This is a genomic window from Chlorobiota bacterium (assembly GCA_016700335.1).
In the GTDB taxonomy this organism is placed as follows: domain Bacteria; phylum Bacteroidota; class Ignavibacteria; order OLB7; family OLB7.
In genome coordinates, this window is the sequence record CP065014.1 from 1,751,749 (window position 1) to 1,777,641 (window position 25,893).

19 protein-coding genes and 1 tRNA gene are annotated in these 25,893 nt (G+C 28.3%); 10 read left to right on the forward strand and 10 right to left on the reverse strand.

The features are described 5' to 3' along the window. Positions 1–151: 151 nt before the first annotated feature. From IPP08_07185 to IPP08_07205, 5 genes are all read left to right on the forward strand, one after another. On the forward strand, positions 152–2,275 hold the full coding sequence (locus IPP08_07185) for a peptidylprolyl isomerase (protein QQS65568.1): 2,124 nt from the start codon (positions 152–154) through the stop codon (positions 2,273–2,275). 63 nt (positions 2,276–2,338) lie between these two features. Beyond that, complete coding sequence (locus IPP08_07190) at positions 2,339–3,640, forward strand: peptidylprolyl isomerase (GenBank protein ID QQS65569.1); 1,302 nt, start codon at positions 2,339–2,341, stop codon at positions 3,638–3,640. A gap of 5 nt (positions 3,641–3,645) precedes the next feature. Further along, complete coding sequence (locus tag IPP08_07195; protein ID QQS65570.1) at positions 3,646–4,923, forward strand: insulinase family protein; 1,278 nt, start codon at positions 3,646–3,648, stop codon at positions 4,921–4,923. Between the two features lie 75 nt (positions 4,924–4,998). Continuing rightward, complete coding sequence (locus IPP08_07200; protein QQS65571.1) at positions 4,999–5,493, forward strand: hypothetical protein; 495 nt, start codon at positions 4,999–5,001, stop codon at positions 5,491–5,493. Between the two features lie 10 nt (positions 5,494–5,503). After that, positions 5,504–6,088: a hypothetical protein gene (locus tag IPP08_07205; protein QQS65572.1), complete on the forward strand. Its 585-nt coding sequence runs from the start codon at positions 5,504–5,506 to the stop codon at positions 6,086–6,088. 102 nt (positions 6,089–6,190) lie between these two features. Here the strand turns inward: IPP08_07205 and IPP08_07210 are convergent, their stop codons facing one another. The 4 genes from IPP08_07210 to IPP08_07225 all read right to left on the reverse strand — a co-directional run bounded on the left by IPP08_07210 (position 6,191) and on the right by IPP08_07225 (position 8,908). Beyond that, positions 6,191–6,574 (reverse strand): iron-sulfur cluster assembly accessory protein, encoded by a 384-nt coding sequence (locus IPP08_07210; GenBank protein ID QQS65573.1) that lies wholly within the window; start codon positions 6,572–6,574, stop codon positions 6,191–6,193. Positions 6,575–6,601: 27 nt separating this feature from the next. Then, positions 6,602–7,012 carry a Fe-S cluster assembly scaffold IscU gene (gene iscU, locus IPP08_07215; GenBank protein QQS65574.1) on the reverse strand — a complete coding sequence of 137 codons (411 nt, stop codon included), beginning with the start codon at positions 7,010–7,012 and terminating at the stop codon, positions 6,602–6,604. Between the two features lie 121 nt (positions 7,013–7,133). Beyond that, positions 7,134–7,571, reverse strand: a complete 438-nt coding sequence (locus IPP08_07220) for a hypothetical protein (protein QQS65575.1) — start codon at positions 7,569–7,571, stop codon at positions 7,134–7,136. A gap of 107 nt (positions 7,572–7,678) precedes the next feature. Next, positions 7,679–8,908: an IscS subfamily cysteine desulfurase gene (locus tag IPP08_07225; GenBank protein QQS65576.1), complete on the reverse strand. Its 1,230-nt coding sequence runs from the start codon at positions 8,906–8,908 to the stop codon at positions 7,679–7,681. A 338-nt stretch (positions 8,909–9,246) separates the two neighbouring features. On the opposite strand from IPP08_07225, the gene thrS reads away from it, so the two are divergent. Further along, complete coding sequence (gene thrS, locus IPP08_07230) at positions 9,247–11,184, forward strand: threonine--tRNA ligase (GenBank protein ID QQS65577.1); 1,938 nt, start codon at positions 9,247–9,249, stop codon at positions 11,182–11,184. 72 nt (positions 11,185–11,256) lie between these two features. Here the strand turns inward: thrS and IPP08_07235 are convergent, their stop codons facing one another. Then, on the reverse strand, positions 11,257–12,534 hold the full coding sequence (locus tag IPP08_07235) for a hypothetical protein (GenBank protein QQS65578.1): 1,278 nt from the start codon (positions 12,532–12,534) through the stop codon (positions 11,257–11,259). Positions 12,535–12,583: 49 nt separating this feature from the next. After that, the gene (locus IPP08_07240) at positions 12,584–13,231 is read right to left on the reverse strand and encodes an RNA polymerase sigma factor (GenBank protein ID QQS65579.1); all 648 of its coding nucleotides are present in this window, start codon (positions 13,229–13,231) and stop codon (positions 12,584–12,586) included. A 217-nt stretch (positions 13,232–13,448) separates the two neighbouring features. On the opposite strand from IPP08_07240, the gene IPP08_07245 reads away from it, so the two are divergent. After that, entirely contained in the window at positions 13,449–13,919 is a 471-nt protein-coding gene (locus IPP08_07245) for a redoxin domain-containing protein (GenBank protein QQS65580.1), read from the forward strand. Between the two features lie 92 nt (positions 13,920–14,011). Here the strand turns inward: IPP08_07245 and IPP08_07250 are convergent, their stop codons facing one another. The 4 genes from IPP08_07250 to IPP08_07265 all read right to left on the reverse strand — a co-directional run bounded on the left by IPP08_07250 (position 14,012) and on the right by IPP08_07265 (position 17,383). Further along, positions 14,012–14,281, reverse strand: a complete 270-nt coding sequence (locus IPP08_07250) for an RDD family protein (protein ID QQS67850.1) — start codon at positions 14,279–14,281, stop codon at positions 14,012–14,014. 421 nt (positions 14,282–14,702) lie between these two features. Continuing rightward, positions 14,703–14,787, reverse strand: a tRNA-Leu gene (locus tag IPP08_07255). Positions 14,788–14,833: 46 nt separating this feature from the next. Further along, entirely contained in the window at positions 14,834–16,567 is a 1,734-nt protein-coding gene (locus IPP08_07260) for a S1 RNA-binding domain-containing protein (GenBank protein QQS65581.1), read from the reverse strand. A gap of 207 nt (positions 16,568–16,774) precedes the next feature. Beyond that, a complete protein-coding gene (locus IPP08_07265; GenBank protein QQS65582.1) occupies positions 16,775–17,383 on the reverse strand; it encodes a hypothetical protein in 609 nt (202 codons plus the stop codon). 147 nt (positions 17,384–17,530) lie between these two features. On the opposite strand from IPP08_07265, the gene IPP08_07270 reads away from it, so the two are divergent. The 3 genes from IPP08_07270 to pruA all read left to right on the forward strand — a co-directional run bounded on the left by IPP08_07270 (position 17,531) and on the right by pruA (position 25,875). Beyond that, positions 17,531–22,156, forward strand: a complete 4,626-nt coding sequence (locus IPP08_07270; GenBank protein ID QQS65583.1) for a T9SS type A sorting domain-containing protein — start codon at positions 17,531–17,533, stop codon at positions 22,154–22,156. 61 nt (positions 22,157–22,217) lie between these two features. Then, positions 22,218–24,200, forward strand: a complete 1,983-nt coding sequence (locus tag IPP08_07275) for an OmpA family protein (protein QQS65584.1) — start codon at positions 22,218–22,220, stop codon at positions 24,198–24,200. Between the two features lie 103 nt (positions 24,201–24,303). Next, positions 24,304–25,875 (forward strand): L-glutamate gamma-semialdehyde dehydrogenase, encoded by a 1,572-nt coding sequence (gene pruA, locus IPP08_07280; protein QQS65585.1) that lies wholly within the window; start codon positions 24,304–24,306, stop codon positions 25,873–25,875. The last annotated feature ends 18 nt before the right edge of the window (positions 25,876–25,893 follow it).

The following is a 25,893-nucleotide window of genomic DNA, read 5'->3' on the forward strand; positions in this document are numbered from 1 at the left end:
GTTTTTTGTATTGCGAAAATAACTAAACCAACTCTTATGGTGAAAATTTTTTTTAATGAAGTTGAACACTCATATTATTAAAACCTAAATAATTAATCGTAACTTTGTAAAATGTAAAAATAAATTTCCTTTAAGTCAATATTTCAAAAAAATGTTATTAAAAAAATTTAATCTATTATTATTAGTTTTAATAAGTATTATTGTTAACCAGCAATTAAGTTTTTCTCAAACTTCCACTAAAAAAGAAAAATTAAAAAAAGTTGTTGTAAACTCAATTTCAGATCAATCAATATTACTACAAGTTGGAAATGAGAAAATTTCAGCTAAACAGTTAAGTGAAGCGTATAAAAAAAATGGGAATAGGTCTGGAAAAAATTTATTTGATCAACCTAAAGACACAATTATTGAATTCATAAATTTATATGCAAATTATAGATTAAAAGTTTTAGCTGCTTTGGATTCGAAGTATGATCTAAAGCCTGAAATAATTAAGGAAATGGCTGATAATAGAAAACAACTAGCAACTCCAACTCCACCATCAACTGGGTTTTTATTAGAAAGAAAATTGGTTGATCCAGCTATTGAAAAAATGTGGAAAAATAGAAAAAATGAATGGCAGTTTTCTGCAATTTATATTTCAATGAGACCAAATGATCCTGCCGATACTTTACGTGCATTTAAAAAAGCAAATCTCTTTTTAGACGGGATCAAATCAGGTAAGTTTGACTTTCTTCAACTTGCAACAGATTCAACAGATGATCCAAATACAAAATCTAATAAAGGTGTATTACCATACATTACTGGTGGAATGATTTTGAAGAGCATGGAAAATGCCGTGCTTAATACAAAAGTTGGTGAAGTATATCCAAATTTAGTTAAAGTACCAGCTGGATATGTTATAATTAAAGTTATTGATATATCTCCTAGAATTAAAATTCGTGGTGGTCACATTATAATTCGAGATCCACTAGATAAAAATAAAGACAATAATGAAATTGATTTTAGTATGGTTGATTCATTGTCGTTGTCTCGTGCAAAAAATTCAGCAGATTCTGTTTATAAGAGATTAAAGGCTGGAGAGGATTTTAGCAAATTAGCAAAAACTATCTCAAATGATAAAGTTACTGCTGCATATGGCGGTGAATACATGCAATTTTATACTCGATCTATGGGGTTTGAAGGTAAACCTGGTAAGTTAGCACCAGAAATTGAAAATAGATTGTATAAACTTAAAGATGGGGAATATTCTGAACCTTTTAGAACAAAAATTGGTATTATGATTCTAAAAAGATTTTCTTCATCAGTTCCATTATTAAATGAAGAAGAAGATAAGCTACGCCAAGTTTATAGGCAGTATTATTTAAATGAAGATAAATCTCCATATATAAAATCTATTTTAATTAAAAGAGGTTACAAACTAAATGATGGAGTTTTTAACGAACTTTTAAATCCTCTTGATAGAAGCAAAACAGCAAATGATACTAACTGGTCAAAGAATATTCCAAATAACATTAAATCTAAGAATTTATATTCGTTTAATGGCAAATCATATTCAGTGCAAAGTTGGATAGATTCTGTAAACACTAATAAGGAGTTTGCTGGTATGCCTTTAACATCAGAATCTATGAATAAAGGTATTGAATCTCTTTTAGAACAACAAGCTCTTGAATTAGAAGCAATTTCTTTGGAGGAGGAGTATCCTGAATTTAAGACTTTGTTAAATGAATTTAGAGATGGTACTTTAATTTTTAAAATAGAAAACGATGAAGTTTGGAACAATGTAAAATTCGATTCCATAGAAGCAAAAACTTATTTTGAAGCAAATAGAAAAAAGTATATTTCTCAAGCAAAATTAGGTATATCTGAAATTTATATGTTTAATGAAAAAGATATCAAAGATGTTTATTTGCAAACAAAAAGTAATATTACTTTTGATTCTCTAGCCAGTATTTATACACAAAGATTAGGTTATAGAGAAAGAAAAGGTAAATATGATGTAAATACAAGTAAAAATTCTGAACTTGTCAAATTAATTTTTGAAAAATTTAAAAATTTAAAAACAGGTGATATTTTAGAACCAATGAAGTACCAAGATGGTTATTCTATTTTTAAAATTGATAGTTACGAACCAGAAAAGGAAATGACTTACAATGAGGCTAGACAAGAGATTAGTGGTGATTTTATGGATTATAAATCACAAAAAATGACTAGAGATTGGTTATTAGGTTTAGGTAAAAAATATGGTGTAAAGATAAATTCTTCAATATTACATTAAACTTTAACATTATTTTTCCGTTTAAAATTTTTTTATTATTATTTAATCTACAAATTGATATTTATGAATAAGTTCTATTTAGTAGTTATTATTTTTTGTTTTAGTGTAATCAATATTCATTCACAAGTTGTTTCAGGATCCAAAAGACAACTAATTGATGGTGTAGCTGCTGTTGTAGGAAATGAAGTGATTTTAAAAAGCAATATTATTCAACAGATTTATATTTTAATACAACAAAAACAGGGCAACAATTTAGATGTAAATGATCCAAAAGTTTTTCAACAAATATTAAATTCTGTTATAGATGAAAAATTAGTATTAGCTCAGGCAAAAGAAGATAGTATAACTGTTAATGATGACGAAGTTCAACAAGCATTAGATATGAGACTTAGTGGACTAATCCAGCAAGTTGGTTCAGAAGAAAGACTTGAAAAAATTTATGGAATGACGATGGTTCAAATTAGAAATGAAGCAAGAGAATTAATTAAATCACAAATGTTAGTTGAGAATATTCAACGCAGAAAATTTTCTAATGTTAAACCAACTGAAAACGATATAAACGAATTCTATAGTTCTTATAAAGATTCTTTACCATATGTTCCTGAACAATTTGAAATAAAGCATCTTGCTTTAAAAATCAAACCTAGTCAAAACGCTAAAGAATTAACAATTGCCTTAGCAAATAAAATCATCGATTCTTTGAAAAATGGTGGGGATTTCTCAGATTTTGCAAAAAGATATTCATCTGACCCTGGTTCTGCAGTCAAAGGTGGAGATCTTGGTTTTGTTGGTGAAGGGAAATTTGTAAAACCATTCGAAGATGCAGCTAAACAATTAAGCATAATGGAAATATCAAAACCAATTGAAACTCAATTTGGATTTCATATTATTCAGTTGTTGGATAAAAAAAATAATGAACATCATACAAGGCATATTTTATTAAAAGTAATAGAATCTGATGTTGATAAAACAAATTTAATTAATAGGTTGAATGAGTTAAAGAATAAGGCAAATTCAGGGGAGTCATTTGATTCACTTGCTAAAAAATTTAGCGAAGATGAAAGTTCTAGAGGTTCTGGTGGGAATTTAGGGAAATTCAGTTCAGAACAATTAACTCCAGATTACAAAAGAGACTTATCAAATTTAAAAGTTGGAGAAATATCAAATCCTTCTATAGTTTCTCTTTCTCCAACTGAAAATGCTTATCATATTTTAAAGTTTAGTCAGAAAATTCCAGCACATAAACTTGACCCAAAAGAAGATAGAATTCAGTTAGCCCGTATGGCAACAGTTTATAAACAAAACAAAGAATATTCCAAATGGTTAGTTGAGTTGAGATCAAAAATTTATTGGGAAATTAAATAATAATTATGTTTACTAATCAGGAAATATCAGCTATTAATAAAATTGATTTTAAAACCTATTCACTTAAGAATGGTTTAAAAATTATATTGTATAAAAATAATAAAGCACCAATAGTCAATATCTTAGTCTGGTATCATGTAGGTTCAAAAAATGAATTACCAAACAGAACTGGATTTGCACATTTGTTTGAACATTTAATGTTTCAAGGTAGTGAGAACCTTAAAAAGTCAGAACATTTTACTTATATTCAAAAAGTTGGGGGATCTTTAAATGGTTCTACTTCATTTGATAGGACAGATTATCATGAAACATTACCATCTGATTATTTAGAATTAGGATTGTGGTTAGAAGCAGATAGGATGCGTGCTTTAGATTTATCTCAAGAAAATTTTGATAATCAACGAGATGTTGTTTTTGAGGAATATAATCAAAGATATGTTAATGCTCCATATGGAAAATTGTTTCCTTTATTAACTTCCATGTTATTTTCTGATACAAATTATTCATGGACACCAATTGGTAATATGGATCAATTAGCTGAATCAACACTTGAAGAATGTAAAGCTTTTCATAATAAATTTTACAAACCAAATAATGCAACTTTAGTAGTTTCTGGTGATTTTGAATATGATGATGTAATTCAGTTGATTGAAAAACATTATAGTGATATTGAACAAGGAGATGAAGTGAAATTTGATGGTGTAATTGATAATATTATTACAGGACAAAAAAGACTAATTCATAAAGACAATGTTCCTTTATCTAAAGTTTTTATAGGATTTAAAGGATTAAAAATTGGTTCAGAGAATTCTGAAACAGCAGATATTCTTGCCTTAATAATGGAAGAAGGACGCTCAGGCAGGTTGCAATCTAGTATGGTATTTAACTCTAACCCTATTGCTCAGCAAGTATCATGCTTTAATGCTTCTTTTGAAAAAAATGGAATGATTATTTTTTCAGCAACATCAAATGGAATTTCTACTCCAGAAGAATTGGAAAATATGTTAATGGAACAGATCAACTTAATTAAATCTGAAGGAATTTCAACTAGGGAATTACAATCTGCGAAAAATGTTATGGAAGCTTCTATATCAAATACTTTTAATTATTTAAGTGGCGTTTCAAATGCTTTAGCTTCAAACCATGTTTTCTTAAATGACATAAATAGAATCAATTTAGAATTCTCAAAATATAATTCAATTACTAAGGATAATGTAAAAGCATTTGCAAACGAGATTCTAGAATTTAATAAATCCTGTGTTTTACACTTTGTACCTGAATAAATTTACTATAAATTATATTTTAAATTTGTAATCTTAATCATCATAAATTTCTAAAACTTAATAATTTTCAATCAAATGGAAACAAAATTAGTAACATTAAATAATAGATTGACTCAATTAGAGTCCTCTAACAAAAAATGGAGAGTAATTTCCATTGCATTAACTTTTTGCATAATTTGTATAATCTCAATTGCAGCAATTCCCTCTATTCCTGATGTAATTCAAGCAAGAAAATTTGAAGTTGTAAACTCAATGGGTGATCCAGTTGTAGTTCTAAGTAATGACAATAATGGTGGCACAATAACAGTTAATAATTCTTTTAAAACTCCCATTGTTAATATAGGAGGAAATAGTTATGGATATGGGACATTAAAAATTCAAAATGATGCAGCAAAAACCGTAGTTAGTGCTGGTGGCTTCCAAAATGGAGGTATAATTTCTATTTCAAACAATCAAGGAGTTTCAGTATTAAATGCATCCCCAGATAAAGATGGTAAAGGTGCATTGTCTATTTATGATAATTTAGGAAATTTGACTTGGTCCCCTATTTCATCAACAGAAAATAAATAAATCAAATAGTATGAATAATAATATGTTAATAATTGAGCAAAGGCTTAAAGGAATTGAAAAAAGTAATAACAATTGGTTTAGATATTCATTGGTTTCATTATGTTTGATAGTTGGTTCAATTATATTTGCCTTTAAACCTCAGGTTGCTGAAGTCGTACAAGCAAGAAGCATAGAACTTTTAAATCCAATGGGTGATAAGTTAGTTAAAGTTAATTCAGATCAATCTGGAGGTAACATTGATATTAATAGTAGTTTTGAAGGTAATAACAATATAGTTAATATAAAGCAAACAACTACTAATGGTGGTTCATTGAATCTTAATAATGACTTAAACAAATCTGTTTTCGTTCTTTCTGGTACTCAAGATGGTGGTTCTATGAGAATTACAGACAAAATAGGTAATTTAGTTACAATTTTTGGATCTAGTAATTTGAATACAGGTTCAATATATCTTTTTGATAAGCAAAATACAATTCTTTGGACTGGACCACCACAATATGTGGAAACTCCTCCAATCAAAGAAGTTAATCCAGATGCAAAAAGTTCAGCAACAAAAAAAGGAAAAACTACTAAAAAATCCAAAAAAAGGAAATAAATTCTAAATCAATTAAAGTGTAGGTTGATAAAAGAAAGAATCCCGTAAAAAAAAATTTTGACGGGATTCTCTGTATTTCACTAATACAACATAAATATTTACCTATACTCCAAAACTTGAACCACATCCACATGTTTTGGCTGCATTAGGATTATTAAAAGTAAAACCCCTACCATTCAAACCATCTGTAAAATCAAGTTCAGTTCCCATCAAATAGAACAAACTTTTAGCATCTACAAACAATTTTACATCACCTAACAACACCTCTTTATCACCATCTCTTTTTTGAGAATCAAAACCTAAAGTGTAACTTAAACCAGAACAACCTCCACCCTTTACACCTACTCTTAAACCATAATCACTAGGAATTTTATTTTGTTCCATTATTTTATGTACTTCTAAAACTGCTTTTTCAGTTATAGAAATTGGAGAAGATGGATTTGAAATCTTTGGGGATAATATTTCTATATCTAATATATCTGACATTTGACAATTTGTAAATTTTATTTGTAATTATGATACTTCAACGCTAGCAATTAAAGTTGCCTGTTTTTTCTTAAAATCTTCAACTGCTGCTTTTATTGCATCTTCTGCTAAAACTGAGCAATGTATTTTAACGGGTGGTAAATTTAAATCTTCAACTATTTGTGTATTTTTCAACTCAAATGCTTCCTCGATAGTTTTACCTTTGATTAATTCTGTTGCATAACTTGAAGATGCAATAGCTGAACCACATCCAAATGTTTTAAATTTGGCTTCTTCAATTACTCCTGTTTCAGGATTAATTTTAATTTGCAACCTCATCACATCCCCGCACTCAGGTGCACCCACTAAACCAGTACCAACTGTTGCATCACTTACATCTAATGTTCCAACATTCCTTGGATTATTAAAATGATCTATAACTTTATCTGAATATGCCATATTAATTTATTTAAATTTATTTAAATTTATTTTAAAATTTTTATTGAGTCAATTTCTTAATGCCGATTTCAACCAATATTTATTTTACTTTTATAGATTCTAATATTATATAAAAATTACTCTAAAGTCCTTTAGTTAATTTTGCTGCATTTATTTTTTCTTTCCATTTTAAAATTCTCTGATTTGAAATTTCTGGACTTACAGGTTCTAGAGCTTTTTTAATTTTTGGTTTGGATTCACTTACAGAAACATGTTCTTCAATTTCTTCATATTCTAAGGGTTCAATTAATGAATAATCTACCATATTTAATTCATAACCTAATTTATTTAATCTTCTAAAAATACCCTTTTCTTCTAAAGTATTAGCTAAATCTAAAGCAACTTTTTCAAATTTACTATAAGGGACTTTAACTTGATTCTTATCTAAAAACCTAGAGAGTCCATATTGAAAATCTCTAAAAAATATTCCTGATTTATGAAAAACTGGGAAATGATTTTCTTTCATAAAATCAAATAACGGTTTTGGATTTTCCTTAAGAGAATTTAGACTATAATTCATATTTTAATAAATAATAAATGTTTGCCAAAAATAAGGAAATTAAACGAATTGAGTTAAGTACTAAATTAAAATTAATGCCAAAATCAAAGTCTCAAAAGATTATTGAATTAATGATGAGCCCATTCAATTGAATTAAGATCTATTCCCATTTTTACCATTTCATATAGAGGTGACATATCCCTTAAATGTGAGACTGCTCCTATTAATTTATCTAAAGTATAATCTATTTCTTCTTCAGTTGTAAATCTTCCAAGACCAAATCTAATTGATGAATGTGCTAAGTCTTCACCAACACCTAATGCCTTTAGAACATAACTTGGTTCTAAAGTTGCTGATGTACAAGCAGACCCAGATGATACAGCTATCTCTTTGATGCCCATCATCATCCCTTCTCCTTCAACATAAGCAAAAGAAATGTTTAGATTTCCAGGGAGTCTTCTTGTTGAATCAATTACAGGATGTGGACCATTAATATAAATTTCATCTAACTTTGCATTTATACCATCCCATAATTTTTTTCTAAGTCCAATTACATGATTAGTATCTTGATCCATTTCATTTATTGCAATTTCTAAAGCTTTTCCAAAACCAACAATACCAGGTACATTCAAAGTACCTGATCTCATACCTCTTTCGTGACCACCCCCATCAATTTGAGAGGCTAACCTTACACGTGGTTTTTTCTTTCTAACATAAAGTGCACCAACTCCTTTTGGACCATACATTTTATGTGCGGTAAATGAGGCTAAATCAATGTTTAAATCGTCAACATTAAATGGTATTTTTCCTACACTTTGAGTTGCGTCGGTATGTAATAAAATCCCTTTTTCACGGCAGATAGCACCAATAGATTTTATATCCTGAATTGTACCAATCTCATTATTAGCATGCATTATTGAAACTAAAAGTGTTTTATCTGTACAAGCATCTTTAAGAGCTTGTAAATCAATAAAACCTTCTTTTGATACAGGCAAATATGTAACTCTAACTCCTTTTCTTTCTAATGATTTACAAGTATCAATTACTGCTTTATGTTCTGTTGTTGCTGTAATAATATGATCTCCTTTTGTTGAATACATTTCAGCAACCCCTTTAATTGCAAGATTATTACTTTCAGTCGCTCCTGATGTAAATACAATCTCTTTAGATTCAGCCCCAATTGAATTGGATATAATACTCCTAGAATTCTCAACAGCAGACTCTGCATGCCATCCAAAATCATGATTTCTACTTGAAGCATTACCATATATTTCACAAAAATATGGTATCATTTCATCTAAAACTCTTTTATCAACTTGAGTTGTTGCATTATTATCTAAATAGATTGGAAGTTTCATTTTATTATTAAATATAAATTATTAGTAAAGGTTAAGACGAAATTATTGTAAAATAATTTCTTTACAAATATAAGTCTTTAAAATTATTTTTTATATATTGCAATTAAATTTAATTGATTACCTATTGTAAAGGTGATAAGCTTTTTTCTTTCAAACCAACTTTTAAGCCAATTGTAAGGTTTTTTAATTAGTTCCAATGCTTATTTCTCTTTATATGGCGGTCATTCCTTTTTATTAGGATGTCCGCTTTTTTAGTAATATTAAATTAGATTTTTTATCACTTGTTTAATATAAATTAAACTAAATTTTATAATTGAATTTTTAACTAATACATTATCATGCAAAACATTAAAATAACACTTCCTGATAATTCAGTAAAAGAATTACCAATTGGTGTAACTGGCTTACAAATAGCTGAAGGAATTTCTCAAAGTTTAGCAAAAGTTGCTGTTGGTATTGTTGTTAATGGAGTTAATTATGATCTAACTAGATCAATAATTGAAGATTCATCAATCAAATTACTAACTTTTAATGATCCAGAAGGCAAAGCAATATTCTGGCATTCCTCTGCCCACCTACTTGCTGAAGCTGTTGAAGACCTTTTTCCAGGAACTAAATTTGGTATAGGACCTAGTATTGAAGGTGGTTTTTATTACGATATGGAAATTGCAGACGGTTATAGTTTAACACAACTTGATCTTCATGAAATTGAAAATAAAATGAGTTATCTTGCTAAAGAAGACAATAAATTTTATAGAGAAAATATTTCATGGGAAGAAGCTGTTGAATTTTTTAAAATTAAAGGTGATGAATTTAAATTAGAACTATTAAATGATTTTAAAGACAGGGAAATAACTTTTTATAAACAAGGTAACTTCACTGATTTATGTAGAGGAACTCATATTCCATCAACAGGAATGATTAAAGCAATTAAACTAATGAATATATCAGCGGCTTATTGGAAGGCTGACCAGTCAAGACAACAACTTCAAAGAGTTTATGGGATAACTTTCCCAAAAAAATCTCAATTAGATGAACATTTAATTTTACTTGAAGAAGCAAAAAAGAGAGATCATAGAAAAATAGGAAGAGAAATGGAGTTATTTATGTTTAGTCAATTAGTTGGACAAGGACTTCCAATATGGTTACCAAAAGGTGCCGTTCTTAGAGAGAATCTTGAAAAATTATTACGTGGTGAACAACGTAAATTGGGTTATCAGCAAGTTATTACACCACATATTGGTAACTTAGAATTATATAAAACTAGTGGACATTATGAAAAATATTCAGATGGACAATTTAGGCCAATAGAAGTTGATGATGAACAGTATATGTTAAAACCAATGAATTGCCCTCATCATTGTCAAATATATTCAAATAAACAACATAGTTTTAGAGATTTACCTATTAGATTAGCAGAATTTGGTACAGTTTATAGATATGAAAAATCTGGTCAATTAGGGGGTTTGCTTAGAGTTAGGGGTTTTACTCAAGATGATGCTCATGTTTTTTGTCGACCAGATCAAGTTAAAGAAGAACTTTCAAAAGTTATCGAATTAGTTAAACACGTGTTAAGAGTTTTGCAATTAAATAATTTTAAGGTTAGACTTTCTTTTAGAGATAAAAATAATCCTAAGTTTAATATTGGAACAGATGAATTATGGAACACAGCAGAAAATTCTCTGAAAGAAGTAACTGAAGCAAATGATTTAGAATATACAGTAGGTATTGGTGAAGCTGCATTTTATGGTCCAAAAATAGATTTCATGGTAAAAGATGCATTGAAAAGAGAATGGCAATTAGGTACTGTTCAACTTGATTATAATTTACCTGAAAGATTCGAGTTAGAGTATATTGCTAGTGATGGTAGCAAACAACGACCAGTAATGATTCATAGAGCACCATTTGGTTCCTTTGAAAGATTCACTGCTGTATTAATTGAACACTTTGCTGGAAATTTTCCGTTTTGGTTGGCACCAGTTCAGGCTATTATATTACCTCTTTCAGAAAAATATATGGATTTTGCTAAAGACGTTTTTAACAAATTTCATTCAAATGGAATTAGAATTGAATTTGATGATAGAAACGAAAAGTTAGGATATAAAATTAGAGAAGCTGAAATGCAAAAAATACCTTATTTAATTATCATTGGTGAAAAAGAGCAATTAGCTAATAAAGTTTCTTTAAGGATTCATGGCGATGGAGATAAAGGTCAAATCGGAATAGATGAATTAATAATTGACATGATTTCATTAAGTAAGATAGAAAATCTTTAAATTAGCTTTAAAAAAAAGTCTCCAATCTATTCAAGATTGAAGACTTTATTATTTTTTAAATAATATTTAAATTTATTTTTTACTTCTTTCTTTTAATAAAGAGTCAGCAATTTCTAAAACTTCACGTGCTGTGATGGCATCATGTTTCCCTTTAGTATCTCTTTTACTTTTAACGATAGATACCAGTAGTTTTATAAAGTCATTATTTGATATACTTAAAGTTTTGTATGATGATTTAATTGATGGTTTGAAACTTAGTCCATTACCACCAATTGAAATTTTGCTTAAACCGTTATTAGAACTCTCTAATTCGTTCCTATGTGCTAATAAAATAGGATTATTCCTTAATTCTTCACTTGGTTGAAATTGAGCCAACTTTTCATCGGTCAATTTCATATTATTTAAAGCGATAAACATCGTATTTAAATCATCTAAACTATTACTATTAAAGGAAGTAAAATTCATTTTATTAACAGGTCCACCTGTATCTACAGAAAAATTATCACTAATTTCAATTACATCTGCTTCGGTAGACTTTAATGATGTAGGTAATGATGGTGTCATATTAGAATGACTATTTTCTTTAGCATTCTCATTTACAATTGATGCAACTTCTAAACCACCTGCAGATCTATTATTTCCATTACTCTGAGAACTGCTTCTAGATGGAGAATCAGTTTTTTCAAACTTTGAATCAAATTTTACTAAAGAACGAGTCCCTGGAACCTCAGAATTTAAAGCTATAGTTTGCTTATTTAAAGTAAAAGTAGTTGATGGAAGTTTAGTTGTTAAATCAGAAATTACTGGTACAGGACTTTTTGAATCTAATAAATTAGTAGAAATAACTCCTTGATCTGGAACGGGTTTAACTAAACTTAAATCATTATTTAATGAGTTATCTAAACCCTTTGTAATAGTTTTATCAATTTTAGGTAAACTACTAATATTAGGATTACTAACAAATGATTTCCATAAAACAACAGTACCAAAAAGTGAAGCAACAACAAATGGAGCAAACATCAAACTCTTTTTCCAAATAAATTTAGATTTTACAACTTTAGGTTGACTTACTACATTCTCAATTAACTCGGGTTTATCAATTAAAGCATTTTTAGCTTGATAAGTCATACCTTCTTCCATTTGCAACCTAGTGAAAAGTGCAGTTTTCAATGTAGGACTAGCAGATACAATACATTGGCTTTCGCGTGCTAATTGTTGAAGTTTAATGTGTTGACGGAATATAACTCTGTCTTCTTCATTTTCGGATAACAACTGATGTAATTCTGCTTCCTTTTCTTGAGGAAGTTCATTATCTAAGTAAGCTGAAATTATTTCTTCTATATTGTTCATTATTTAAAATTATATATTTTGTTGTAATTTTCGAAAATTGTTAAAAGGGTTAATCTACTTTAATATACTTTTTCAAGGCTTTTCTAAGTGTTTTTCTAGCTCTTGATAATCTCATCCTTGCAGCTTCTTCAGAAACTCCTATGGTTTCAGATATTTCTTCATATTCAAATCCATTCATTTCTCTTAATACATAAACTTCTTTTAGTGATTTAGGTAATAGTTCAACACATTGTAAAAGTTTTGAATACAATTGTTCACTACTAAAAATATCTTCATTTCCATATAATTCAGCAAATGATTCTTCAACTGGTACCATTAATCTTTCATCCCATCTATTAGGATTATCATCATCTTCATCAACAGTTAAAGAAACAGTTCTTTTTCCAATCCTTAAATAACTCATTGCTAAGTTATGTGCTACTCTAAATAACCAAGATTTTAAATTTTCAATTGGTCGGTAATCTCCTCCTGTTTCTAATGCTTTTGCTTGTCGTGTTCTTTCTCTGTATAATCTAATAAAAGTTTCTTGGAACAAATCATCAGCTGCGGCAGGTTGATCACGCATTGTAGTTTTCAAATATGTAAGAATACCCCTTTCATACCTCTCATATATGGCTGTAAAAGCCATTTCATCACCTATCATAAAATTCTTATACAGTACTTCATCTGTTTCAGAAGTAAGAGATAATTTAGACATGCTAATGATATTTTTTTGGAAAATAGCCACAGTGAAGAGTTGTTTATAATTAATTTAGAAAATCTACTTTGTTTTGACAATTAACAACTATTTTGTAACATTAGAAAATATAATATAAAAATTTAATTACTTTAAATTCGTCTAATAATTATTCAATAATTTAATATATTTTGAATAGATTTGCAATCTTTTTTTAATTAAAATCAAATATTATTACATGTCTTTAACAATCGGGGATTTAGCTCCAAATTTTACTTTACCTGGAATGACTTCAGATGGTGTTAAACAAATATCATTAAGTGATTATTCAGGAAAAAATGTTATACTTCTTTTTTTTCCAGCTGCTGGCTCAGGTGTTTGTACAAATGAAATGTGCACTATGACAGAAAATATGGAAAGTTATGAAAAATTAAATGCTGTTGTTTTGGGGATATCTGTGGATATGCCTTTTGCTCAAGGTGTTTGGGCTAATGCTAACAAAATTAATATACAACTTTTATCAGATCATAACAAAGATGTATCTCAACAATATGGTGCGTTTTATGAAACTTGGATACAAGGGTTAAAAGGAGTATCTAAAAGAGCAGCATTTGTAATTAATACTGAAGGAATATTACTTCATTCAGAGGTATTAGAAAGTGCAGGTGAATTACCAAATTTTGAAGCTGTTAATAAAATCTTATCTTAATTTATCTTTCCTAAAAAAAAATCGAGTAATTGTTTATCAATTATTCGATTTTTTTATTTTGTAATTTTCAATTTAATAAATTATGGATTATCTTAATTTATACAATTAATAACTATTGTTTCAGTAATTTTGTCATGAAGCGTCATTTTGTTTATATTCCAAAATGCTTGGATAAAACCAAGTCCTAATTCTAATGAAGAAGCAACGTATCCCAAACTCCTTTCTAGGCAATGCCAAAATCCAATTTTATTATGAAAAAGGGAGATTACTATTATTTTAAATATTTTCTTTCCAATAGATTGTCCATTAAAAAAATATGTACTTAGTGTAAAATAAATTGTTGGGATACATATATAAATAATTTACCGGTTTCACTAATGTTATCAGATTCAATATCTATATGAGTGAAACCTTCAACTTTGATATGTTTTAAGTCAAAACCAAATAACTGAATTAACACTTGAAGCAATGCAAAAATGATAATTAGAAATACCAAATCTACTATCATTGAAAAAAACGTTTTCCAAGAGTAGTTAAACTATAACTATTATTGACTAATATTTCTTTTCTATTTTTGTATTTCATTGTTAAAAAATGAGTATTAGTTTAATTCTGATTTTATTTGATTGATATGAATTGATTTATATTAAAATTCAATTTAAAAATTTATATTTTCTCATCCAGATATTCAATTTTTATAATAAAAAAAGCAGTTTATAGAGTAGAATGACACTTAAAGTGACACAGCATTCTCAGTAAACCGCTTAAAAACATACAACCTTGTACCCGGGGTGGGACTTGAACCCACACGAGCCTTACGGCTCCCAGGATTTTAAGTCCTGTGCGTCTGCCATTTCGCCACCCGGGCAGATAACTAAACTCTAAAATAAGAATTTAATTAAAAGTACTAAAATTTAATTTCCTTGAAGTTTTTTTAATGCATCTCCTAACATTTCTCCTATTGTGAAGTTTGATACAGTTTCAGATGTTTTTAACTCATTGGATCCTTTTGTTGGAGGTCCAGTTTGTTCACGACGATCGAATCTTTTACCACCTCCTCCACCTCCAAAGTTATTTCCATCTCTTTTATCACCACTATTGCTTCCACTGTTTCTTCTATCTCCATCACGTTTAGCTCCACCTTCTCTTTTCATACCACCACCCCCACTACTCAGGTTATTGTTACTACCTCCATCTCGTCTTTCTCCTATGGCTTCCCTTCTTGGTTCTCTTTCAACACCTTTTATTCCAAATATGACAGATTTTCTTGCTGAATCAACCTCTATAACACAAATTGAAATAACTTCACCAGGGTGAATTTCAGTAAGTCTTTGTGACAATTTACCCATTCTTCCTCTTGGTAAGAATCCTTCAATTTCATCAACTGATAAAACTACACCTTTAGAGGAAATACTTTTGACAACTCCTTCAAATTCTGCTTCTGGAGTAAATTTATCCAAAACAATTTGCCAAGGATTTTCTTGGGTTTGTTTGTATGATAAACTCATTTTTTGTTTTTGCTCATCTATTCCAAGCACTTTGACATTAACTTCATCACCTTTCTTTAAAACTTCAGATGGGTCGTTAATTCTTTTTGTCCATGATAGTTCTGAAATTCTTACAAACCCCTCAATTCCATTGACAACAGCAACATAAGCTCCAACCTTACTAATTCCTGAAACTTTACCTTTGATTATTTCTCCAACTTTATATTTATCTGAAATACCTACCCATGGTGATGGTAATAATTCTTTTCTAGTTAAACTAATTTTCTTTTTAGTTTTATCAATATCTTTGATAATAACTTCTATCTCTTCTCCTTTCTTTACTAATTCATTTGCACTACTTCCTCTAGTATGGCTCATTTCAGATATATGAAGGAGTCCTTCAATTCCACCAAGATCAATAAAAGCACCAAAATCTAATACTGAAGAAACTTTTCCTTTTAATTTGTCTCCAACATTTAAAGTTTCTAATTTTTCTCTTCTCAAAATTGATCTTCGTGAAGCAGTAATCCTCCTAGCATCAGTATCAAAACTAGTAACTTCTAGAAAATTTGCTGTGAAAACATCACCTTCTTTTGTAATGTGAGGATTCCTATCTAATGTCCAATGTGAAGAAGGAATAAAAACTTCTAAACCTTTATATGATGCAACAACTCCTCCTCGATTTTGATTTACTGTTGTAAGTTCAATAATCTGATTAGAATTTTTTTTAGTTACTACTTCAGCCCATAAAGATTTCATTTCTTCAATTGGAATTTCAGGAAACTTACTTTTTGGAATAACTACTTTAGTTTCAGTTTTTTCTTTTTCATTATCAACAACTATAATTTCTTCTCGCTTAATTGCTTCCTCTTCAACTAAATTTGAATAAATATTTTGAGTATCGTTAATTAACGTTTGAATTGATTTTTCATCATTTGAAACAACTTCAGGTAGTGGATTACTTTCAATTGAATTATTCATCTGCTCAGTTTGAACATCTTCAGTTGGATTTTCACTAAATATCTCTTGTTGTAATGGCTCATTCAATTCACTTGCAACTTGCTCAGTTGGGGCACTTAAATCATTACTTGTTACCGAATCTGCAGTAGTATTTAGATCTTGACTGTTTTCAGTGATGTTTAAATTTTCTTGTTCAGACATTGTAATTAGACTAATATATTATTTCCTACAAAATCTCATTATAAAATGAAATCTATTTAATTCCTAAAAAAAAGGTTTGCAAAAATATAAATCCAATTTCAATTGAAAGAAATTATTTTTCAATAATTACATTAAAAAGGATAAATAACTTGTAATAATGCAAAAAAAATTAACTTTTACTTTCAAATAAATTACTTCATTATTTATTTAAACAATTTCTAATTCATATTTAATCAATTTTGCTGCTTTTTCTAATTTGAATTCATTAATAATAACATCAATTTCTGAATCAATCTTTTGCAAGAAATCGAATTTAGAATCTGAGTCTAAATAATATAAATTATGAACTTTTGAACTTATCTTTAAAAAAATTTTATCAATCTCAGATTCATAATTTTTAAAAGATAAATTTAAATCGTTGTATATGAAATTTTTATTAATTTTTAAAGTAACAAACTTAGTTGGGAAAATTGATCCAGAAAACATTTTTAAACACCAATTATTCATTGATATTGCATAAGCATCATTACGTGTTATAACAGTTAAAACTTTTCTTCGTCTCATTACTTTAAAATAATTCATTACAGAACATAATCCTCTTGAACAGTCAATAGATTTATTTGTTAACACAATTGTATTGATAGAATTTATATTTTTTATTTTTCCTTCACTATATAAAGCAGATAAAATTTCAGATTTTGGATTAACTAAAATAATATTACTTTCGAAATTAACGATACTTCCAATTACTTCTGTATTGCATAAAAAAACTTCTATCTTATGTCTTCTATTGCTCCAAACATGTTTATTAAACATCTAAGTATTCTTATAATTTAATTGAATACAAATTTACATCCATTTTTTTATTAAATAAAAAAGTTTTCAACTATATTTTTCTTTAAGATTCAATTCGTAACTTACTTTTGTTTTATTTATTTTAGTTTAAATATAATTTTTTTTCATATGAATAAGATTTTAAAATCGTTAATTACAATTAATTTTTTGTTTTTGATTTGCACTAGCAATCTATCTGCTCAATGGACAAAACTCCCAATTTTTCAAAATTATTTTTTTACGGAAGTTCTCTTTTGGGATATTAATAATGGTTGGATTACAGAAGCTTCATATTTAGGTACTGGAAATGTTTATAATTCCGGTGTTAGAGTATTGCATACATCAAATGGAGGAAATTCGTGGGTGGTTGATTCTTTACCAAATGCTAGTGGATCAGTAAATAGAGATATTTGTTTTGTAGATTTAAATAATGGCTTTATTTCTGGTGATGATGGAGTTTGGAAAACAACAAACAGCGGTAAAACTTGGGTAGATGTATCACCTAAAAATAGAATCTATTTTGCTGGATCAACTAGTGGTACTGCGTGGTTTAAAGATAAAAATAATGGTATTTATGTTTGGAGTAATTATAGCGATTCTAGCCGACCAATCCATTTTTATAGAACTACAAATGGTGGTGCCACTTGGATTGATAATAAGCAAATTGGTTATAGTGATTTGAGAATGGGTGCTTCTTATTATTATAATGGAGTTTATTATGTTACTGGTGGGATAGGTCAAATTTGGATTTCTAAAGATGATGGTAAAACTTTTAGTTTTAGTAACACTGGTAATTTTGGTTTCCAAGAAGATATGTATGTTAGTTTAGATAAAATTTTAATCGCATCTATTGATGACCAAGGGATTTTCCCTCAAAAAGGAAAAATCACTATTTCTAAAAATTTTGGAAATACTTGGAAATTTATTGATTTTCCAGGATGGATGTGGGGAGTGACGATGTACTCTAATTTAGAAGGCTGGGTTTGTGGAGATGGTGGTAAAACTTATAGAACATTAGATGGTGGAGAAACTTGGAATTCTAGAAATTGTGGAATGGATACAGTTGATAGAGTTGATGATATTTATTTTGTAGATAGTAAAAATGGTTGGGCTGTTGGGGATGGTATTTATAAATTTGATGAAGATTCAAAAATTACATATACAAGACCTGATACATTGGATTTTGGAGCTTATTTGCTAAACGTTCAATCTCCAGATTTTTTTGCAAAAATTATTTCTATTGGTGGGAATTCACTAGTAACAAATAGAACTATAACAGGACCGGATGCAAATATGTTTACAACAACCGCAGATTTAAATCAATCCCAAGCCATCACTGCTTGTGAATTTGCAAATACTCCAGTTAAATTCACGCCTATTTCATATGGTAGAAAATATGCAAAATTAGAATATTTTATTCAAGGAGTTTCACCTAACCCTTTTGTTATATTAACTGGAATAGCTGAAAAACCAACTATATTATCAGCCAATAATTTAACATTAAATGCTGCAGTTTGTAATGGTGGAAGTTTTACTTATTTTACTTTTCAAAATGGTGGTCAAGTACCATTAACAATTGATACTGTATATTTTGAAAATGAAATTGGAGGCACTTTTAGAGTTTCATTATCAACTGGTGGAAATTTTCCTTATAAAATAAACCCTAGAGATAATGGCTACTTAACAATTAATGTACAATTAACTAGTAATTTAAATGCTACTGCAGATCTTATTATTAAATCGAATGATTCAAGTAATTCAATTGTGAGAGTTAAAGTAAAAGTTGGAACAGGATCAATAGATTATAAGTTTGATGCAACAATTAAAGATACGTTAACATTACCTCAAGTAAAAGTTGGAGCTCCAACAACTGGATGCATAACTTTTAAAAATATAGGAGATCAAATTCAATCTGTAAACTTCGGGATTGGGCAAGATGGTTTAGATTCATTAACTCAATTTCCTTATGCTCCATTCAATATGTCGATATTAAAAGATTCATTAATGAACATTTGTTTCAAAGGTATTGCTAGAGATACAGGTTGGAATTATAGAAGATTTTGGTTTAGATTACAACCCTGTAATCGTGATACAAACATATATGTAAGATTTTATGCTACTAGTCCTCTTTTTGCATTACCTTATAAATCATCAATAGATTTTTTAGGAATAGCTTGCGGAGATTCTACAAGGATTGATACTTTAATTGTAGGTAATGAAGGTAATGAAGAACTTGTTATTAATAAAATTGATGTTTTAGGTGCTGACTCAACTCAGTTTGAACTTTTGTACCCTACATTATTCCCATATAAAATTCCAATAAAAAGTAAAGACAAATTTATTGTTAAGTTCAAACCTACACTATTTAACGGCAGGAGAATTGCAGAACTGTTAGTAAATAGTAACGATGCACTCCCATTCAGAAATCCATGGAAAATTCCAGTTTCAGGATCTAAGGGAAACAGTGCAATTAGACTTTTTCCTAAGGTTAATAATATTGGTAATGTTTGTGTTAGAAGTAATTCATTAGTTCAAGTATTAATAAATAATATTGGAACTGTTGATGGTAGAATGGTATCTAGTGTTAGATTATATAACGATAATTCTGTTCAAATAGTAAGAGAACCAAAGAATTTGAATATTCAATCAGGACAACTTGATTCTTTACTTTTTAATTGTTATCCAACTAAACTTGGTCCTTTTGAAGAAAAATTTATTGTTAAATATGAACCATGTTCTTTATTTGATACAGTAATTATAAAAGGAAATGCAATAGGTGCAAACGTTGTTTTATCTCAATCAATAATCGATAAAGGTAAATTAACAATAAAAACTGTATATCGAGATAGTGTAGTTATTAGTAATGATGGCGATATACCAGTTACTATAAATAATGCATACTTTGAACCAACGACTATATATGCTGCATTGGGAACAGCACTACCGTTTGTTCTTTTACCAAAAGAGAAAAAAACTTTTTTAATTACTATTTATTTATCCGATAGTTCATCAAACATTAACTCTGAATTAAAGTTTACTTTAAAATCTATTTTATGTGATGATACTTTATCTTTCAAGTTGAAAGCAAGTACTTTTATTGGAGTAAATGTAAATTCAACTGGAGTTTCATTTGGTAGTGTTTATCCATGCGATAGCTCTAAAATAGATAGTTTGCCAATAATTCATAAAGGTGGAAATAGTACTAATATTATTAATATTTATTTATCTCAAGGTGCAAATTCTAAATTTATTATTTTAAATAATTTTAACTTTCCAATTTCATTTAAAAATGGAGATCAGATAAATATAATTTTAGGTTTAAAGGGAAGTTTTACTGGTTCAGCACAAGATTCAGTTATTCTTGAACTAGATGACCCTATAACTAAACGGTTAAGTTATAGTATTTCAGGAATTGGTGTAAAAGTAAAATTAGATTATCTTAAATCAGATAAAACATTATTAGATTCGATAGATATTATATTAAATAGGTGTGACAATACTGGTGAGAAAATTATTTATTTGAAAAACGATGGTCAGGTTTATGATACAGTTAATTTAACATCTAGTTTACCTGGAGTCTTTGTAGTTCAACCAACAAATATTGTATTAGCTCCAGGTGAAGAAGTTGGAATCAAAATTAAAGCATTACTCAATAGTCCTATAGAGTTTTATAGTAAAATTAATATAACATCTCAACCATGTTATTTAAATAAAGAAATAAATATCCATGCTTTATATGAAACATCATTAATTGGAATAAACCCTACTTTTACTCCAGTTAATTTAGGTACCTTAACAAAGGGATTTGCATTGATTAAAAACAATAGTAAAACAGTACAAGTTGTTGATAGTATAATTCTCACAAAGCCAGGTTTTAGCTTCTCTTTACCAAACAATTATAAAGGGAAAGTGCTAAACCCGAATGATACAATTATGTTTGAAGTTAATTTTATTCCACAAATTGTTGGTTTAAATACTTGTACTGCTATAATTTATTTTAATGGAAATTGTAATGATACTTTGAATTTGAATTTAAATGGTGAGGGCTTAAAACCTGATGATAAATTCATTGTTTCATTAGTTCCGCCTAGTTTAGTATTTGGAAGATGGAGTGTTGTTTCTAGTATTCCTTTTAGTTTAAGAAATCCTCAAAATGGAGAAATACATAGTTTAAAAGTAAATATTAAAACTGATATTAACTTGATGAATCCATTAAAAGTTGTTCCATTGATAAATGGATTAACTATATCAAATGAAGTTTACAATAGTAAAACTGGTATGTTTATTTTTGAAATAAACTCAAGTAACTTTTTACCAAATAATGTTTCATTTATTGAAGTTCAATTTGATATACTTAGAGGAAGTTTAATTGAATCTGAAATTATTACAGAAATTACCAACAGTGATATTAGCGGTATTTACGAAAGAATTACTAGTAAATTTATATTAGATGATTATTGTGATGCATATCATAGAAGATTAAAATCTTTTGGAAATATTTCATTAAAACAAAATTTTCCTAATCCCTTTAATCCAAATACTGTTATTGAATTTGAAACTGCATTTGAAAGTAATGTTAAATTGAGTCTTTTTAATAATTATGGAGATGAAGTTAAGGTTTTAGTTAACGAAATTTTACCTTATGGAAAAAAAAGGATTGAATTTAATGCAGATGATTTACCATCAGGAATTTATACATACAAATTAACAACTGGATTACAAACATTATCTAGAAAAATGGTAATAACTAAATAGATTTAAAAGTATTTATAAATCAAAATTTTAAAAAGATAAAAAATTCAGAGACTATTCATTTATGAAAATATATATTAATTTGTTGATAACATTTATATTAATTTGTTGTTCAACTAATGCCCAAGAACAAGAGATTATTAGTGTTGGAGCTTATGGTGGTTATGGTTATAACATCCTATCTGGATCTTTTATGGTTGATCATGGGGGTGGCTTAACACCTACTTTTTCATGTGGGTTATATGAGAATGGTATTGGAAACGGATTTGTTTTTGGGAATATGATTAGTAAAGAAATTTTTTCTAGATTCCATTTGTCTTTTATGCCTGAATATTCAGTTAGAAATGGAATTTTTTCATTTCTCTGTGTTGACCCTGCAAATATTAGATTACCAAATGGAAGTGTTACTAAAGCTATTACAAATAATTTAGCAGAAATTACTCATAGTTTATTACTCTTGCGTTTAAATGGTGAATTTCAAGTATTTAATAATATACCATTTAGAGTTTTGTTTGGACCTACTATATCTTTAAGTTTAAACTCAAGTTACTTAGTTCATGAGGAAATAGTTAGTCCTAATAATGCGGAGTTTTTAAATGGTGGACAAGTTCATTATCATGGGAATAGCGAATTTTCTGACTCTAAAGCATTAAGTTATGGATTTAATATTGGAGGAAAATATTTTGCACCCATTGCAAATAACTTAAGCATGTTTTTAGAATGTTCTTACATAGGTGGTTTAACTAATGAAATTGAAATTGCAAAAATAAAATCAAGTCAGATTAGAGGTATTATTGGAATTGAAAATTCTTTTAAATCATCAAAAGAAATTCCTATAATTAAGCCACCCATTGTTGTAGTTCCCGTTGAACCTATATTAAATTTAAAAATAAAAACTGATATCTTCGATGAGAATGGAAATAATTTAAAGGAAATTAAATTAAATGCAAAACGTGTTATTACTAGCGAACTATATCCTTTGTTAAATTATTTATTTTTTGATAAAGATTCTAATAAATTACCAGAAAGATATACAATTTTAAATGAAGTTGATTACAATAATTTTGATTTAAAAAATTTAAAAGGAAAAGGTGCGTTTGCTACTTATTATAATATATTAAACATTATTGGTAAGAGATTAAATAATAATAAAACAACTAAGCTATTGCTTAAAGCTAGAATATCTGATGGTGAAAGTAATATTTTACAACAACAAAGATTGAATTTCATAGTTGATTATTTATTTAAAATTTGTAAAGTGTCTAAGAATCAAATAGCAATTCAAATTAGTAATTCAAAAGATAATTTGAGTAATTCTGAAATAGTTGAGGGTAAAGATGAAAATAGAAGAATTGAACTTTCATCTGATAATCCTTTATTGCTATCATCAATATTAATTTCCGATACTTTATATAAAACATATGCTCCACTGGTAAATATAATTCCCGAAGTTAATCATAATGATATTATTAAAAATTGGAATTTAAATATAATTTCAAACAATCAAATAATTCAAAGTAGAAAAGGTATTGACTCTATTCCTAGCAAAATAGAATGGAATACAGGCAATGATTTTCAAATTAATAAATCTAGTAATTTAGTTTTAAAGAATGATTCAATTGCAACTAACCCAATCCTTGAATTAAATGCTGAAACAAATTCTGGGAAAATTATTAATGTGAAATACTCTATTCCAATTTCTAGAACAATTATTGATTCAAATTTGCATTTTGGTTCTGGTTACTTCTCATTAATTTTGTTTGATTACAATAGTTCTGTTTTAAAATCTGAACATCAAAATGCAATCAATATAGTTAATTCAAGAACAGAAGTTAATTCTAAAACATTAGTGGAAGGTTATACCGATAAATTAGGTGATGAGAAGTTAAATCAAACCCTTTCACAAGCTAGAGCAAATGCTGTTTCGAGTAAGTTAACATCAAATGTAATTAGCGTGATTGGTAAAGGTGAATCAGATTTATTTGACAACAAATTTCCCGAAGGAAGATTTTATTCAAGAACAGTAACAATTAAGACAGGAGATTAAATTATTTTATAAATTATAAAAAAATAGGATCTTACTTAGATTCTATTCAAGTTTTTTTAGAAAAAAATAAGTATTCAAAAATTATAAACATAAATCTATATAAATGACAAAAAAATTAAAGGAATATTTTCCAACTTCATATCAAAATTTCAGTAATTCAAAAATTGCTCAATCTCAAAAAGACTCTCTTACATTTGTTAGAAAAAATTTCGATAAAAATTATCCATTAATTATTAATGGGAAAAAGATTTTAACTGATGAAAAAATCGTTTCTTTAAATCCAGCGAATTTAGATGAAGTGATTGGAAACTTTTCATCTGCAAACAAAAGTCATGCTGAATCAGCAATTCAAGCTGCAAGTAAAGCTTTTGACAAATGGAAATTAGTAGATGCTAATACTCGCGCAAACTTTTTGTTTGAATGCGCGAATATTGTCAAAAGGAGGAGAAATGAAATTAATTCATGGATGATTAGTGAAGTAGGTAAAAATTTTATTGAAGCTGATGCTGATACTGCTGAAGCTATTGATTTTCTTGAGTATTATGGACGCGAAATGATTAGATATTCGAAAATTGAACAACCTATTCAAGTTCCAGGAGAAATAAATCAATTAGAATATTTACCACTTGGAGTTGGGGCTGTAATTCCGCCATGGAACTTCCCTTTTGCTATTTTAGTTGGTATGACTTCAGCTGCTATTGTAACTGGTAATACAGTTATTGTAAAGCCTTCAAGCGATTCTCCAATGATGGGCTGGTTGTTTATGGAAATTTTAAAAGAAGCTGGAGTCCCCAATGGAGTGGTGAATTTTATTCCAGGAAGTGGAGCTGAGATTGGTGATTATATTGTTGATCATAATCTTATTAGATTTGTCTCTTTTACTGGCTCAGCAGAAATTGGCAAAAGAATTTATAGTAGAGCTTCTATTACTAATCCAGGTCAGAAATGGTTAAAAAGAGTTGTTGCTGAAATGGGTGGAAAGGATGGTATAATTGTAGATAGTGAAGCAAATCTTGAAGATGCCGCTGATGGTGTTGTTGCGGCTGCTTTTGGTTTCCAAGGTCAAAAGTGTTCAGCTTGTTCAAGAGCAATTGTTGATACAAAAGTATATGATAAATTTCTTGAAATGATTAAAACTAGAGTTAAGAAAATTCAAATTGGAGATCCTAAAGATAATTTCCAAATGGGACCTGTTGTAAGCAAACGAGCTTACAAAACAATTCTAGACTATATAGAAGTAGGTAAAAAAGAAGGTAAAATATTATGTGGAGGTAGTATATCAACTGGTAATGGGTATTACATCCAGCCAACAGTTATCAGTAATATCAAACCAGATTCAAGAATTTCGTTAGAAGAAATTTTTGGTCCAGTATTAGGAATTATTAAAGCTAAAAATTTTGAAGATGCCTTAAAAATTGCTAATAATACTGATTATGGTTTAACAGGTGCGGTTTATTCTGAGAATGATGATAAAATCAAAAAAGCATATAATGAGTTTTTTGTTGGGAATCTATATTTAAATAGAAAATGTACTGGAGCACTTGTCGGAGTACATCCATTTGGGGGATTTAATTTATCTGGTACTGATTCTAAAGCTGGTGGACGTGATTACTTATTATTATTTATGCAAGCTAAAACTATTGCAACTAAAATTAAAGTGTCATCTAAAAATTAAATTTTAATTATTAATTCG

What these genes read in the sequence shown, in the direction of transcription:
- IPP08_07185 (QQS65568.1), top strand. Translation starts at nt 152, where the DNA reads ATGTTATTAAAAAAATTTAATCTATTATTATTAGTTTTAATAAGTATT.
- IPP08_07190 (QQS65569.1), top strand. Translation starts at nt 2,339, where the DNA reads ATGAATAAGTTCTATTTAGTAGTTATTATTTTTTGTTTTAGTGTAATC.
- IPP08_07195 (QQS65570.1), top strand. Translation starts at nt 3,646, where the DNA reads ATGTTTACTAATCAGGAAATATCAGCTATTAATAAAATTGATTTTAAA.
- IPP08_07200 (QQS65571.1), top strand. Translation starts at nt 4,999, where the DNA reads ATGGAAACAAAATTAGTAACATTAAATAATAGATTGACTCAATTAGAG.
- IPP08_07205 (QQS65572.1), top strand. Translation starts at nt 5,504, where the DNA reads ATGAATAATAATATGTTAATAATTGAGCAAAGGCTTAAAGGAATTGAA.
- IPP08_07210 (QQS65573.1), bottom strand. Translation starts at nt 6,574, where the DNA reads ATGTCAGATATATTAGATATAGAAATATTATCCCCAAAGATTTCAAAT.
- iscU (QQS65574.1), bottom strand. Translation starts at nt 7,012, where the DNA reads ATGGCATATTCAGATAAAGTTATAGATCATTTTAATAATCCAAGGAAT.
- IPP08_07220 (QQS65575.1), bottom strand. Translation starts at nt 7,571, where the DNA reads ATGAATTATAGTCTAAATTCTCTTAAGGAAAATCCAAAACCGTTATTT.
- IPP08_07225 (QQS65576.1), bottom strand. Translation starts at nt 8,908, where the DNA reads ATGAAACTTCCAATCTATTTAGATAATAATGCAACAACTCAAGTTGAT.
- thrS (QQS65577.1), top strand. Translation starts at nt 9,247, where the DNA reads ATGCAAAACATTAAAATAACACTTCCTGATAATTCAGTAAAAGAATTA.
- IPP08_07235 (QQS65578.1), bottom strand. Translation starts at nt 12,534, where the DNA reads ATGAACAATATAGAAGAAATAATTTCAGCTTACTTAGATAATGAACTT.
- IPP08_07240 (QQS65579.1), bottom strand. Translation starts at nt 13,231, where the DNA reads ATGTCTAAATTATCTCTTACTTCTGAAACAGATGAAGTACTGTATAAG.
- IPP08_07245 (QQS65580.1), top strand. Translation starts at nt 13,449, where the DNA reads ATGTCTTTAACAATCGGGGATTTAGCTCCAAATTTTACTTTACCTGGA.
- IPP08_07260 (QQS65581.1), bottom strand. Translation starts at nt 16,567, where the DNA reads ATGTCTGAACAAGAAAATTTAAACATCACTGAAAACAGTCAAGATCTA.
- IPP08_07265 (QQS65582.1), bottom strand. Translation starts at nt 17,383, where the DNA reads ATGTTTAATAAACATGTTTGGAGCAATAGAAGACATAAGATAGAAGTT.
- IPP08_07270 (QQS65583.1), top strand. Translation starts at nt 17,531, where the DNA reads ATGAATAAGATTTTAAAATCGTTAATTACAATTAATTTTTTGTTTTTG.
- IPP08_07275 (QQS65584.1), top strand. Translation starts at nt 22,218, where the DNA reads ATGAAAATATATATTAATTTGTTGATAACATTTATATTAATTTGTTGT.
- pruA (QQS65585.1), top strand. Translation starts at nt 24,304, where the DNA reads ATGACAAAAAAATTAAAGGAATATTTTCCAACTTCATATCAAAATTTC.